The organism is Serratia rhizosphaerae, from assembly GCF_009817885.1.
GTDB classification, from domain to species: Bacteria; Pseudomonadota; Gammaproteobacteria; order Enterobacterales; family Enterobacteriaceae; genus Serratia_B; species Serratia_B rhizosphaerae.
Map to the genome: position 1 here is coordinate 4,673,589 of NZ_CP041764.1, position 14,191 is coordinate 4,687,779.

General features: G+C 55.3%; 13 protein-coding genes. 5 read left to right on the top strand and 8 right to left on the bottom strand.

All coding sequences use genetic code 11. The features are described from left to right. Window positions 1-431 precede the first annotated feature (431 nt). Together FO014_RS21775 and FO014_RS21780 are read right to left on the bottom strand one after the other, a co-directional pair. Window positions 432-1,637, bottom strand: coding sequence for an NAD(P)/FAD-dependent oxidoreductase (locus tag FO014_RS21775; RefSeq protein ID WP_160031034.1), 1,206 nt, complete (start codon window positions 1,635-1,637; stop codon window positions 432-434). A 158-nt stretch (window positions 1,638-1,795) separates the two neighbouring features. Further along, a complete protein-coding gene (locus FO014_RS21780; RefSeq protein WP_160031035.1) occupies window positions 1,796-2,335 on the bottom strand; it encodes an RrF2 family transcriptional regulator in 540 nt (179 codons plus the stop codon). Window positions 2,336-2,803: 468 nt separating this feature from the next. On the opposite strand from FO014_RS21780, the gene FO014_RS21785 reads away from it, so the two are divergent. Together FO014_RS21785 and FO014_RS21790 are read left to right on the top strand one after the other, a co-directional pair. Next, window positions 2,804-4,780, top strand: a complete 1,977-nt coding sequence (locus FO014_RS21785; RefSeq protein WP_160031036.1) for an alkyl/aryl-sulfatase — start codon at window positions 2,804-2,806, stop codon at window positions 4,778-4,780. Window positions 4,781-4,843: 63 nt separating this feature from the next. After that, window positions 4,844-5,137 (top strand): YicS family protein, encoded by a 294-nt coding sequence (locus FO014_RS21790; protein WP_160031037.1) that lies wholly within the window; start codon window positions 4,844-4,846, stop codon window positions 5,135-5,137. A 5-nt stretch (window positions 5,138-5,142) separates the two neighbouring features. Here FO014_RS21790 and FO014_RS21795 read toward each other — a convergent pair whose 3' ends face one another. The 5 genes from FO014_RS21795 to FO014_RS21815 form a co-directional block, all read right to left on the bottom strand. Further along, window positions 5,143-6,282 carry a GGDEF domain-containing protein gene (locus FO014_RS21795; protein ID WP_160031038.1) on the bottom strand — a complete coding sequence of 380 codons (1,140 nt, stop codon included), beginning with the start codon at window positions 6,280-6,282 and terminating at the stop codon, window positions 5,143-5,145. 71 nt (window positions 6,283-6,353) lie between these two features. Continuing rightward, the gene (locus FO014_RS21800; protein ID WP_160031039.1) at window positions 6,354-6,776 is read right to left on the bottom strand and encodes a DUF6691 family protein; all 423 of its coding nucleotides are present in this window, start codon (window positions 6,774-6,776) and stop codon (window positions 6,354-6,356) included. A gap of 1 nt (window position 6,777) precedes the next feature. Next, window positions 6,778-7,200, bottom strand: a complete 423-nt coding sequence (locus FO014_RS21805) for a YeeE/YedE family protein (RefSeq protein ID WP_160031040.1) — start codon at window positions 7,198-7,200, stop codon at window positions 6,778-6,780. Then, a complete protein-coding gene (locus tag FO014_RS21810; RefSeq protein ID WP_246168028.1) occupies window positions 7,190-7,525 on the bottom strand; it encodes an ArsR/SmtB family transcription factor in 336 nt (111 codons plus the stop codon). The genes FO014_RS21805 and FO014_RS21810 overlap by 11 nt, the downstream gene beginning before the upstream one ends. Window positions 7,526-7,681: 156 nt before the next feature. Continuing rightward, window positions 7,682-8,455, bottom strand: a complete 774-nt coding sequence (locus tag FO014_RS21815; RefSeq protein WP_160031041.1) for a lytic polysaccharide monooxygenase auxiliary activity family 9 protein — start codon at window positions 8,453-8,455, stop codon at window positions 7,682-7,684. Window positions 8,456-9,212: 757 nt separating this feature from the next. Here FO014_RS21815 and FO014_RS21820 point away from each other — a divergent pair. Continuing rightward, the gene (locus FO014_RS21820) at window positions 9,213-10,598 is read left to right on the top strand and encodes a diaminobutyrate--2-oxoglutarate transaminase (protein ID WP_172606278.1); all 1,386 of its coding nucleotides are present in this window, start codon (window positions 9,213-9,215) and stop codon (window positions 10,596-10,598) included. Window positions 10,599-10,613: 15 nt separating this feature from the next. After that, window positions 10,614-12,080, top strand: a complete 1,467-nt coding sequence (locus FO014_RS21825; RefSeq protein WP_105231190.1) for a pyridoxal phosphate-dependent decarboxylase family protein — start codon at window positions 10,614-10,616, stop codon at window positions 12,078-12,080. Between the two features lie 57 nt (window positions 12,081-12,137). Here the strand turns inward: FO014_RS21825 and FO014_RS21830 are convergent, their stop codons facing one another. Next, on the bottom strand, window positions 12,138-12,539 hold the full coding sequence (locus tag FO014_RS21830; RefSeq protein ID WP_111737069.1) for a winged helix-turn-helix transcriptional regulator: 402 nt from the start codon (window positions 12,537-12,539) through the stop codon (window positions 12,138-12,140). A 139-nt stretch (window positions 12,540-12,678) separates the two neighbouring features. Between FO014_RS21830 and FO014_RS21835 the strand changes: the two genes are divergently transcribed. Further along, the gene (locus FO014_RS21835) at window positions 12,679-13,734 is read left to right on the top strand and encodes an NAD(P)-dependent alcohol dehydrogenase (protein WP_105231188.1); all 1,056 of its coding nucleotides are present in this window, start codon (window positions 12,679-12,681) and stop codon (window positions 13,732-13,734) included. Window positions 13,735-14,191 lie beyond the last annotated feature (457 nt).

A 14,191-nucleotide genomic window follows, 5' to 3' on the forward strand; every position in this document is an offset into this window, starting at 1 on the left:
AAACATAATGGGAAAAATGCGACATGTCTCAAAAAGCTAACTGACTGATCTGTAGTGGTGGTATAAGGCTTTGTGAAGTTATTGGTCGATGTAGGTTATTTAACATAATATACATTATGCGCACCTATGTGACGGTACACGGAGTCTGTGTCTTTGGGCTTTATCATGGGGTTTTCTACGTAATTCCACCTTTGTACATTCTATCCCGCAGGTACGTTCTTCCTGCCAGCGCATCGGTACTGCGCATAAACTAGTTGCTCATCTCATCCTGGCCGATAATTGATGGTCTACGCCATGATATACACGGCTTGATAGCAATTATGGTGACCGGGAATGTAGTGGGATGCGCTTTGGCATCCCACAGGCTTAACGAAATATTCAAGTTTCAGCCGACGATAAAGGTGAAAACATTTCCGCTTCCACCTTCAGTTTTAAGGGACAATCACAAAATCCGGGTTTGCTATGGCGAACAAGGCGTCGCGATCAGCTTTCGGTGGGTAAATCCACAGGGTATTAATTTCCTGTTTAATCTTTTTACCTTCAGCCCCGGTAACAAGCACCTTGCGTTCCCAGCCTTCAGTGAATAATGCTCCCCACGTTCCCAGATCGAGGCAGGTCACATATTTCGGCTGGCTGTAAGGATGTAGTGGTAACCCCGTCAGTTCTGCTGCTGCATTATACCCGGCAACACGACCCAGACTCATGGCATGCTGGCAGGACATCACATTGTAATTGCCCGCATTGTCCGTTGGCACCTTCACCGTGTCCCCGGTAACAAAAACGCCCGGTGCAGCAGGTGCATGCAGATATGCATCACCCAGAACACGCCCGCTGTTGTCCCGTTCGCCCGGAATTTGTTCCGTCAGCGGGCTTGCCCGCATCCCTGCCGCCAGTATCACCGTGTCGGCAGCAATCTGTTCTCCGTCTGACAAGGTGACACTACCCGCGTCAACCGCAGTTACACGCACACTAGCGCGAGGTTCTACGCCACATTCCTGTAATGCCTGCTGAATAACCGCAGATGCTTCTGCTCCCATACCGGCACCGACCTCTGCAGCGCTATCGACAATCACTACCCGTACATCTTCATTGCCAAGAATGGCACGCAATCGTTGCGGCATTTCCGTGGCGCTCTCCAATCCGGTAAGCCCTCCGCCAACTACTACCACGGTGTTGCGTGCGGCAGTATGCGGTTTGTGTTTCAGGTCCAGCAGATGAGTTTCCAGGCATTGCGCACCTTCCAGCGTGTCAACATTGAAAGAGTGTTCGGCAAAGCCAGATACCGGTGGAATGGCACCATAGCTGCCTGCTGCGAGAACAAAGCGATCATACGCGAGCGCCATTTCTTGCCCGTCATTCAGTCTTGCGGTCACCCTTTTATTGTCTGTATCAATCCCCTCAACACGCCCTGCCACATATTGCACTCCGGTAACAGCTAGCTGTGCGGATATATCCGGCGCCATATTTTCCAGTACCGCTTCGTACAGACGTGGCCGGATAGTTACGTTAGGCGCCGGTGATACCATAATGACACTGATTTCATCCGCTTTACCGGCAAGTGAAACAGCACGCATTGCGGCAATGGCGGCCCAGAATCCGGCGAAACCAGAGCCGGCAATTAAAATTGTTTTTTTCATAGCATCATTCCTCAAGGACAGAGTTAACCGAGCAGCCAGACTGCCCGGGACATATTCCGGATAAACAGTGCCGTTCTATCACCGTTATACGGGTACAGAAAGCCCATCCCGTCTCCGGAGAGACGGGATAAAAACGTAATGCTTAGAAACAGGGATGTTTAAGGCTTATTGCGTGGCGCTTTCCCGCTGCGTGAAGTTCGTTCCGTTATGCGCTCATCCATCCAGATATTAACCTCACTGAAAAAGTCCGCCGGGGCCGTTCGTCCGAATCTGGCCGCCACCGACCCAAGCGTTTGTTTGGCAAGAGCGTTTCGCATGGCCTTCTCTGCCTGAAGTATTACCCCATGCACGGCACACCTGTCGGATACCGCCCAGTCAGGCGGCGGATTATCAAAGATCGCACAGCGCTGACGGACTTCCTGGCACTCAAACAGAGGTTTGTGCCCTTCAATTGCGTCAATCATATCGAGGAAGGTTATTTCGTCTGCCGGGCGTGCCAGCCGGTACCCGCCGCGCACGCCTTCACTTGATGTAACTATTCCCGCTTTTTCTAGCCGCGGAAAAATCTTGGCAAGGAAACTTGGCGAGATCCCCTGCAACTCCGCCAGCTCACGGCTGCTGAGCGCGCGCTGAGGATTATCAACCAGCCACAGCAGGCAATGGATCCCATATTCAACACTGACGGTGATGTACGCCATCGTCCGGTACTCCGTATAAGGTGAGTCATCTAACGGGGATGATAATTGTCTTTGTTTATTTTGTCAACAAACGAAGACTAACTTAATCCTTGTTTGGATTTGTTCTTTATACGGAAAGAAAATCGGCTTCTAGTACGGGTTGGTATCATGCTGTCGACTTATCAAATCAATGTCCGGTTCCCCCTGATGTAATCAGGCCATTCCTCACCCATGATTTAACATAAACCTGAATATTCAATAAAACAAAGTGACATTGTCACATGCTGGTTTCTCTGAATTTACCCAATCAGATCAAATTTTTGTGTGATTTATCCGTTGGTTCGCCAGTTTTCATCTACGTTTAAGACGTCGCGTCAAAAAATGACTTACTTCGACGCCTGCCGGAGAGCCAACGCTGCGCGCCGCCAGGTGATGCGGCACAAGATTTCATTATCTATCACACTGTTGAAGATAACCTCTGAGGATACTATGAAACTGAAACCTCTTATCCTGTGTATGATATTGGCCGGTTCGTTTTCGCTATCTCCCGGCGTGTATGCGGCCGATGACGCCAGGAAGGATGCCACCTCGGCGACGCAGAAAACCAATGCGGAACTCTACGACCAGCTGCCCTTCTCCGATAAAACCGATTTCAGCGATGCGCATAAAGGGTTTATTGCTCCCTTGCCTGCTGAAGTGATTAAGGGCGAAGCCGGCAACGTGATCTGGGATCCGCAGCAGTACGCCTTTATCAAAGAAGATGAAAAAGCGCCGGCTACCGTCAACCCCAGCTTATGGCGTCAATCACAGCTGATTAATATCAGCGGGCTGTTTGAAGTGACCGATGGCGTATACCAGATCCGCAACCTCGATCTGTCAAATATGACCATTATCGAAGGTAAAGAAGGTATCACGGTGGTCGATCCGCTGGTCTCTGCAGAAACGGCGAAAGTGGGCATGGATCTCTATTATAAGAACCGTGGTAAAAAACCGGTGGTGGCGGTGATTTATACCCACAGCCACGTTGACCACTATGGCGGCGTACGCGGCGTGGTCGATGAGGCGGATGTCAAAAATGGCAAGGTGAAGATCTATGCGCCGGCCGGCTTTATGGAAGAAGCGGTATCGGAAAACATCATGGCCGGCAACGTAATGAGCCGCCGGGCGAGCTATATGTACGGCAACCTGCTGAAAGCCGATCCTAAAGGCCAGGTTGGCGCAGGTCTCGGCACCACCACCTCCGCGGGCACCGTGACGCTGATTGCGCCAACGGATTACATCACCAAAACCGGTGAAAAACGCACCATCGACGGGTTGACCTACGACTTTATGATGGCGCCCGGCTCTGAAGCACCGGCAGAAATGCTGTGGTATATCGAAGAGAAGAAACTGATTGAAACCGCAGAGGATGTCACCCACACCCTGCATAACACCTATTCACTGCGCGGCGCCAAGATCCGTCAGCCGCTGCCTTGGTCTAAATATATCAACGAGGCGCTGACCCTGTGGGGCGATAAGGCGGAGATTATCCTGGCACAGCACCATTGGCCAACCTGGGGCAATGAGAACGTGCAGAAGCTGCTGCGCAGCCAGCGAGACCTGTATCGTTATATCAACGACCAGACGTTACGTATGGCGAACCAAGGGCTGACGCGCGATGAGATCGCCGCCAACTTTAAACTGCCGCCCAGCCTGGCAAACACTTGGGCAAACCGGGGCTATTATGGCTCCGTCAGCCATGACGTGAAGGCAACCTACGTGCTCTATCTCGGCTGGTTTGACGGTAACCCGGCGACGCTGGATGAACTGCCGCCGGAAGAAGCGGCGAAGAAATTCGTCGAATATATGGGCGGCGCCGACAGCATCCTGCAGAAAGCAAAAGCGGACTTTGACAAAGGCAACTACCGCTGGGTGGCGCAGGTGGTCAGCAAAGTGGTGTTTGCCGATCCGCAAAACAAAGCGGCACGCGAGCTGGAGGCAGATGCGTTAGAACAGCTGGGCTATCAGGCGGAATCCGGGCCGTGGCGCAACTTCTACCTCACCGGCGCCCAGGAGCTGCGTAACGGCGTGATGAAGCTGCCTACGCCAAACACCGCCAGCCCGGATACGGTGAAAGCGATGACGCCGGAAATGTTCTTTGATTATCTGGCGGTGCACATTAACGGTGAGAAAGCGGCCGGCGCCAAAGCGGTGCTGAATGTCGATCTCGGCGACGACGGCGGCAAGTATAAGCTGGAGCTGGAAAACGGCGTATTAAACCATACCGCCAATGTCCAGGCGCAAGACGCCGATGCCACCCTCACCCTGTCGCGCGACACGCTGAATAAAATCATCCTGAAAGAGGAAACCCTGCAACAGGCTGAGAAAAACGGCGGGCTGAAAATCAAAGGCAGCGCTGATAAGGTCAATGAACTCCTGAGCTATATGGATAAGTTCGAGTTCTGGTTTAATATTGTTACTCCGTAAGGAATAGCCAGCGCCCTGCGGGGCGCTGGCAACGCATGTTTTCACCGGTTGAGGAAAGAGATCATGATAAAAACATGGGTGTTATCCGCCGCTCTGCTGCTGCCCGCCTTTGGTGCAACCGCCGGAGCCTACGACAGCCTGGCCTTTGCGCTGAATCAGCAAACGCTGATAAACGATCTGCGTGCGCACTGCCAGATCGCCAAAGAGGTGCCGGACGAGAAGATCAAATCGGTATTCATCAACAGTAAGGAAAACCACGACGCGCTCAGCGCCACCGCCCGTGCGTTGAAGAACCACCAGCAGGAACAGTATCAGCAACAGCTGAAACGCATTCACTGCCCGGACTTCACTCAGTAGTGATATCAGTATGACCAGCGATCGCGCCCTGCCTGCTTGGCGCGGTACAGCGCCTTATCGGCCTCGGCAATCATCTGCGGCGGCGTCTGCCGCCCGGCCGAGGCGGCAATCCCCAGACTGACGGTGACCAACCGGCTGACTGCCGATGCGGCATGGGGTAATGCCGCCTGCTCTATCCGGGCCCGAATCCGTTCGGCAACCTGCGCAGCCTGCTCCGCATTAGCGTGCGCCAATACCAGGGTGAATTCTTCCCCGCCGTAGCGGGCAACCAGATCTTCCGGCGTTCTGACCGCCGTTGCCAGCAGCGCGGCGACGTCCGCCAGGCACGCATCCCCCGCCTGATGGCCATAACGATCGTTGTAGTGCTTGAAGTAGTCGACGTCGACCATGATCAGGGCGAACGGTACCTGTACGGCGCACAGGCTGGCGAGATGGGATTCCAGCGCCCTTCTGTTGGCCAGCCCCGTCAGCGGGTCTTGCAACGCCAGCGTCTCCAGGCGAGAGATCAGCAGTTGGTTTTCCTGATAGCGTGACCAGGCTTCATCAAACCAGCGCAGCAAGGTCTGGCGACCGTAAATCACAATAACGGTGAAGATCAGCCATATCACCGCAAAATGGCCGTTGACGCCATGATTAAGCTGAATGCTGGCCAGCGGCGTGATAAGCCACAGCGGGGTAAGAAACAGCGCGAACCCCGGAGGATAAAAATAGAGTGAGGTCATGCCGGTCAGCATCAGTATGCATACCAACGGCCAGCCGAACGGCAACTGCCAATAAGCGACGAAGCCAAAACAGCTGATAGCCCAGAGCACGCCCAGCAACGGCAGCAACAGTAAGGCGCACAAACGGATCCGGCGACCGTCACCACCTTTTCCGCAGCGGGAAACACCCCACAGAATAAGTGACAGCGTCACCACTACCGCCATTATGCCATCCATAATAAAGGGGATGACGGCGCCGATATGCAGCGTGGCATCAAAAGCGGGGAACAGCAGATTGCGCAAGATCACCAGCAGCGCGAAAGCGATATTGACGGACGCCAGCCAGGGAAGACTGCTGCATATCGCCTGGTTGACCATATCGCAACGGCGTGTCCATTGTGGCGATGCGGTCATGGTACGCCGACATTGATCATTTTTACTCATAGACGCAGGTGGTTCCTGTGTTGTGGCCTGCTGTCATAGTAGTGCAAAATGCGTCGTACTGTCAGATCCGGTTACGTCCTAGCAGAGCGTTGCTCTAGCCATTGGTAAATCAGCATACCGGCCACCATCGCCAGCATGAAAATCAGCCCTTTTACTGTCCCCGCGCCCAGCAGCACCAGCCCCGGTCCCGGGCAGATCCCCGCCAGCCCCCAACCGATGCCGAACAGCGCCGCTCCGCCGATCAGCCGTTTGTCAATCTGTGTCGCGTCGGGCAGAAGCATCTTATCGGCATATCGCGGTCGGCGTCGTTTTTTCGCCATGCGAAAGGCAAAAAAACTGACGCTGATAGCTCCGCCCATCACCAAGGCTAGCGACGGATCCCAGGCGCGGGTAATATCCAGAAAAGCGAGGACTTTTTGCGGGTTGGCCAATCCGCTGACGAGAAGACCCAGGCCGAACAGCAGGCCGGCAAGCAATGAGAAGACAATGTGCATATCAGGCTCCCATGACCCAGACGGTGATCATCGCCGTAATGATAAAAGTCGCGGTTGCCGCCAGCGATCGTTGCGATAATCGCGCCAGGCCGCAGACGCCGTGCCCGCTGGTACAGCCGGAGGCGTAGCGCGTACCGATCCCTACCAGCAGCCCGGCAATCAGCAGCAGCGGCCATGAAGCCGCAATCTCAATCTCCGGCAGCGGTGCGGCCAGCCGATAAAGCAGCGGCGCCAGCACCATACCGATCAAAAATGCCAGCTGCCAGACTTTATCCTTGGTCGCCGGTGCTAAGATACGACCAAGTATGCCACTGATACCGGCGACGCGACCGCAAAATAGCAGCAGTACCCAGACGGCAGCGCCGATCAGCAGACCGCCTAAAAAGCTCTGCAATGGCGTAAAGTGCGCGATATCAATCGTCATGACGGTCTCCCTCTTTATCAGTCGTCGGACAATAAAGTTGATACAGCGTCGTCAGCAGCACCAGCACGTCCGCCGAGGCAATACGATAGAAAATCTGTTTGCCGGCACGCCGGGTAGCCAGCAGCTGTTTACGCCGCAGTATGCCCAGCTGTTGCGACAGCGTAGGTTGAGTGATGCCCAGCGCGGTTTCAATATCCCCCACCGCCGCCTCGCCCTGACTGAGATGACAAAGAAGCAGCAGACGATCTTCATTGGCGATGGATTTGAGAATATCTGTCGCTTTGGCGGCGGCAATGCGCATTTGTTGTTGATTAATCGGAGTCATCTTCCTGTGCACCGGTAATGTGATCATTATATTTTTTAATATAATATGAAAATATATAATAATGTCAATCAGATTGCCCTGTGCCGTGTGCGGATAATGGCGGGAATACGCTGAACGACATGCCGGGTTATCAAACCCGGCATCGGAGATGCGACATTAACCGTTATGGATCAGTTTCGCTTTAGTTGGCGTGGCGGTAAAGCTGACGTCGCTACAGCTGAAGAAGGTTTCCCGCGCCGGATCGATACGCTCCCACTGCACATAGAGCAAGGTGTGTTGACCGTTCACCCGATCCTGCGGAATGTCTACCTCGATCTGATAGACCCCGGCATTTTCACCCGGCGGAACAATTACCTCGGTCACCGTCAGCGGTTCCAGTACGCCCCAGCTCAGTGTTTGCGTGGTTGGATCGAACTCTTTTTTGGCGATATAGATATTCCACTTGCTGGGTTCATGGATCTTGGTGGCGTCATAGTACAGCGTTGCTTTGCCGTCTTTGACCGTTACGCTGGAAACCTGCCAATCCTTATGCGGCTGGTCGATACCTTCAAACTTGGCCACCCCGGCGGAGCACAAATGGCCATCGGGCACTTTATCCGCCGGCGAGCTGGTGCCCTCCAGGTTTTGCGAATAGGCAGGCCATTCGACAAACATCTGCCGGCGTTCCCATACCGGGATGCTGTCCTGTTTAAACAGAAAAGCGGCGCGGCAGGCGCCGTTGGGTATGTTGGAACCGTCATCGGGGTAGTTATAGCCGCCGTCGTTCTCGCAAATCACCTGACGCGCCTTGGGGATCTGCGTGGCGCCATGCTTGGGGCCAATACTTTGTTGGACTTCACTTCTCTTACTGGCCTCCTCAGCCTGAGCGGACAACGAACAGGCAAACGCCAGCAATGCGCATAATGACAAGGTCTTGGTGCGGTTACTCATCGGGTACTTTCCTTATGCGAACGTTCCCGCCTTCAGGGAATGAAGGCGGAGCTTGATACGACAGGGGTAATAACTGCCCTGCCACCTACAAAAATCCGCATGGTGTTGAAGTCATGAATAACAAGCAAAGTCGGACAAGGAATATGACAGTTTCGTGACGCCAGCTTACTGTAGGCCAGGAGTCAGGAACGCGCAAACTTGCTTCTGTGCGCAAATTATTCGCTAAGTAACGGTTGTCGGTTGACGCCGATGAAAACTCAGAGCTTTCTGTTTGTCGCTCTCCCGGCGTTATGCATATGCCCTTTCCTTGTTTATCCGAGGCTCAATCAATAACTTTTTGCTCTATGCCGGCGCACTTTATATCGTCGAATAAAGCCTTATTATTTATCCCAGAAAAGGTTATGCGAGAAATAAATGTGGTTTATAAATAATCGCTTAGCCTTTGCCGCAGCCGCCCACCGGCGCGCCCTTTCTCACCAAATTATAAAAAATTCGTTACAAGACAATATGTTGCAAAAAAGTAACATATCGCCCTCTTGTTAAATCCGGCGCGATTCTGTTATGGCGCATACTTTCGACCACAAAATCAACAACGTGTTGATTCATATAGGGAAAATCTAAACAAAATTAAACAAAATAAATGATTGAGCCGCAGGTTAAAAAACAATATATTGGGCGCGCTTTTATGTAGAGCAAATCATTTGTTAATTCAATTATTCAATCAGGCGTTGTCAATAACCCTGGTTGTAGGAGTGATATGATGACGGATAAAGTCCGTATTGATACTTTAGGTGCCGATTCATTTAATGGAAACAACGAAACCTATTTGGCCAGACAGGCTGAATTTGAATCAAACGTTAGGAGTTATCCTCGTAAATTGCCATTAGCGATTGCGAAGGCTCAGGGTGTCTGGCTGACCGATGTTGAAAACAAACAATATCTTGATTGCCTGGCCGGCGCAGGTACGCTGGCGCTGGGCCATAATCATCCTGATGTCCTGCAGAGCATCCAAAATGTCATTACCAGCGGCTTGCCGTTACATACGCTCGATCTGACTACGCCGTTAAAAGACGGCTTCTCTGCCCACCTGCTCTCTCTGCTGCCGGGCCAGGGGAAAGAGTACTGCCTGCAGTTCTGCGGCCCTTCCGGCGCCGACGCGGTGGAAGCCGCGCTGAAACTGGCGAAGAAGCACACCGGCCGCAGCGGCGTGATCAGCTTCTCCGGCGGCTATCACGGCATGACCCACGGCGCGCTGTCGGTCACCGGCAACCTGTCGCCGAAAGAAGCCATCAACGGCATGATGCCGGAAGTGCAGTTCATGCCTTACCCGCATGAATACCGTTGCCCGCTGGGTATCGGCGGCGAAGCCGGCGTCAAGGCGCTGAGCTACTACTTCGAAAACCTGATTAACGACGTTGAAAGCGGCGTGCGTAAGCCAGCGGCAGTGATCCTGGAAGCGGTTCAGGGCGAAGGCGGCGTGAACCCGGCGCCGGTCGAGTGGCTGCAGCGTATCCGTAAGGTGACGCAGGAGCACGGTATTCTGCTGATTATCGACGAAGTGCAGGCCGGCTTTGCCCGTACCGGTAAATTCTTCGCCTTCGAACACGCCGGCATTGAGCCGGATATCATCGTGATGTCGAAAGCGGTCGGCGGCGGCCTGCCGTTGGCGGTGCTGGGCATCAAGAAGCAGTTCGACGCCTGGGAGCCTGGCCACCACACCGGCACCTTCCGCGGCAACCAGCTGGCGATGGCGACCGGCCTGACCACGCTGAAGTACCTGCAAGAACACAACATTGCCGACAAAGTAGCCGCTCAGGGCGAATGGCTGAAAGGCAAGCTGGCCGAACTGCAGCAGCGTTACCCGGTGATTGGCCACGTACGCGGCCTGGGTCTGATGCTCGGCATCGAGATCGTCAAACCGCACGAAGCGCCGGATCATATGGGCAGCTACCCTGCCGATGGCGAGCTGTCCGCGCTGCTGCAGAAAAAATGCTTTGAAGGCGGCCTGATTCTGGAACGTGGCGGCCGTCACGGCAGCGTGCTGCGTCTGTTGCCTTCCCTGCTGATCAGCAATGAAGAGCTGGGCGTATTCCTGGATAAATTTGAAAACGCTCTGTTGAGCGCGGGCGTTAAGCCTGTCTGAGTGGAGTTGAACGCAATGTCCAAGTCAAACCCGATCCTGGCCGGCTCAGCGCAAAGCATTGAAGCCTACCAGCAGGCGATCGCCCAGAGCAGCGAGGCGGTGGCGCAGTGGCTGCAGCAGCCTGAGATGTATCAGGGTAAAACCGTGGCCGAACTGCGCGAGCGCATTCAGCTGGACTTCAATCCGCAGGGCCTGGGCAACCAGGCGGCGATTGAACGTGCGGTTGAATACTTCCTGCAGGACAGCCTGGCGGTACACCATCCGCAGTGCGTGGCGCACCTGCACTGCCCGAGCCTGGTGGTCAGCCAGGCCGCCGAGGTGCTGATTAACGCCACCAACCAGAGCATGGACTCCTGGGATCAGAGCCCTTCCGCCACCATCATCGAGATGAAGCTGGTCGAATGGCTGCGTGAACGCGTGGGTTACCAGCCTGGCGACGCCGGCGTATTCACCAGCGGCGGCACCCAGAGCAACCTGATGGGGCTGATGCTGGCGCGCGACGCCTTCTTCGCCCGTCAGGGACACTCGGTGCAGCAGGACGGCCTGATCGGCGATCTGCGTAAAATCAAAGTGTTCTGCTCCGCCAATGCCCACTTCTCGGTGCAGAAGAACATGGCGCTGCTGGGCTTCGGCTATCAGTGCGTGACGCAGGTGAAAACCGACGAGCGCGCGCGGATGGATCTGAACGATCTGGCGGAAAAAGTGGCGCAGGCGCATGCCAACGGCGAACAGATTATGGCGATTGTCGCCACCGCCGGCACCACCGACGCCGGCGCGATCGACCCGCTGCGTGATATCGCACAGATTGCGGCGCAGCACCAGATCTGGCTGCACGTTGATGCCGCCTGGGGCGGCGCGCTGCTGCTGTCTGAGCAGTACCGCCACTATCTGGACGGTATTGAACTGGTGGACTCCATCACCCTGGACTTCCACAAGCAGTTCTTCCAGACCATCAGCTGCGGCGCGTTCCTGCTGAAAGAGGCGCGCCACTATGAGCTGATGCGCTATCAGGCGGCTTACCTGAACTCCGAGTTTGACGAAGCGCAGGGCGTGCCGAACCTGGTGTCCAAATCGCTGCAGACCACCCGTCGTTTTGACGCATTGAAACTGTGGATGGGGCTGGAAGCGCTGGGGCAGCAACAGTACGCCGAGATTATCGATCACGGCATTACCCTGTCGCAGCAGGTGGCGGAATACGTCAACGCGCAGCCGACGCTGGAACTGGTGATGCAGCCGCAGCTGGCCAGCGTACTGTTCCGTTCACGTCCGGCACAGCTGGCGGACGACGCCGCGGTAGCGCTGCTGAATCAGCGTATCGGCGATAACCTGCTGGAATCCGGTCAGGCCAACGTCGGCGTGACCGAATTTAACGGCGTCACCTGCCTGAAGCTGACGCTGCTGAACCCGACGGTAACGCTGGACGACGTCAAGCGCCTGCTGGATCTGGTAGACAGCGCCGCACAGGGGCTGGCAAACGCCTAAGCGCCCTGCCGACAGACAACAAGCCGATAACCTGGGTTATCGGCTTTTTTTATCGCCTTACGGCTCTGCGCCGGCGTTCTGGCCGTTGCGCGCCAGATTTTGCTCCATCTCATCCAGCGCCGCCTGATTATCCAGCCCCCACTGATACATCTGCTCAATCGGCTGCGCCAGCGTGCGCCCCAGCGGGGTCAGCGAATATTCCACCTTCGGCGGCACTACCTGATACACCTTACGCTCAATCAACCCGCGCAGCTCCAGTTCACGCAATGTCTGAAACAGCATCTTCTTGGAAATGCCCTGCAGGCTGCGCTGCAGTTCACCGGTGCGCGCGCCCGGCTGCGGCCAGTGCCACAGCGCATGCAGCACCATGGTGCTCCACTTGACGGCAAACAGCGACATCAGCCGGCGCGGCGCCGAGTCGGCATAAAAATAGACTTTCCCATCGATCCAATCCGGCATCGGAGACTCACTCCTGAACATCATGGTTACCAAATGGTGACTACTATCAATAAAGGAACCTTTTGTCTATAGTCTGCCGCCCTCAACGCAAGTTTGTCCGTACCGCTGCGGACAGATGCCGATAACGAAAGGTGAAGCGATGAAAATTAACGCTATCGCGGCCAGCCATGCCGACCGCCCTTTGGCCCCCGCCCAGATTACGCTGCGTGATGTACAGCCGGAAGACGTCAGCATTGAGATCCTGTATTGCGGGGTATGCCATTCCGATCTACATATGGCGCGCAACGAATGGGGCGTCAGCAACTATCCGCTGGTGCCGGGCCATGAGATTGTCGGCCGGGTGCGGGCCACCGGCGCGGCGGTAACGCGCTTTCAGCCGGGCGATCTGGTGGGCGTCGGCGTGATGGTGGATTCCTGCGGCGACTGCCATTTCTGCCGCCAGCAGGAGGAGCAGTACTGCGAGACGGGCTTTGTGCCAACCTATAACGGCACCGACAGATATACCGGCCGGCTGACGACCGGCGGCTATGCCGAGCAGATCGTGGTAGACCAGCATTTTGTGGTATCGGTGCCGCAGAACCTGCCGCTGCACGCGGTAGCGCCACTGCTGTGCGCCGGCGTGACCGTCTGGTCGCCGCTGCAGCACCTGAAACTGCAGCCGGGCGATAAGGTCGGCGTGATCGGCCTGGGCGGGCTGGGCCATATGGCGGTGAAGCTGGCCAGCGCACTGGGGGCGGAGGTGACGCTGTTCACCACCTCGCCGGAAAAAGGCGCCGATGCGCGCCGTCTGGGCGCCAGCCAGGTGGTGGTATCCAAGGATGCACAGCAGATGGCCGCCCAGCAACACAGTCTGGACATTATTCTCGACTGCGTCGCCGCGCCGCATCAGCTTGATCCTTACCTGGCCTGCCTGAAGACCAACGGCCATCTGGTGCTGGTCGGCATTCCGGACAGCCCGCACCCGCCGACGGACGTGACGCCGATGGTGTTCCGTCGCCTGAGCATTACCGGCACCTCGATCGGCAGCATTGCGGAAACGCAGGCGATGCTTGACTTCTGCGGCCAGCACAATATCACCGCCGACGTAGAGCTGATTGATGCCGGCGAGGTAGAAACCGCGTTTAGCCGCATGCTGCAGGGCGACGTGAAATATCGTTTTGTTATCGATATGCAACGCGCCCGCTGGGATCAATAAGCGATACTTTTCAGCCCTCCTTTCTCGGGGGGCTTTAATACTTTTCCGGCGGATGAAATATGCGCCATAGCGATTCCTTATCATTCAAGCGCCGCATCATAAAAACTATTCTTCCGTTATTATTGCTGCGTCTTTCTGTTATTAATCTTACAGCCGCTTACGGTAAGCATCATTTCTGTGAACTCCGTCATCATTAATAACCTGCTCGTGTTAGTTTAAATTTATGAGCCATATCACGAAAAATAACTTTGGCTTATTGCCCTATGCGGCGGCACTGGCCGACGGTGTCCCGGATGTGCGGGGGATTTTGCCCGAAACCCACTCGACACCTCATTGTAATCAAACACCTATGATAATCCCCGACGTTAACGGTGTTCCTGTGGAACACGTATTGACCAGCGGATTATGCCATTTCTTCAGACAATCATTCCGCCATCTGCGGGCGTGTCCAGCATTC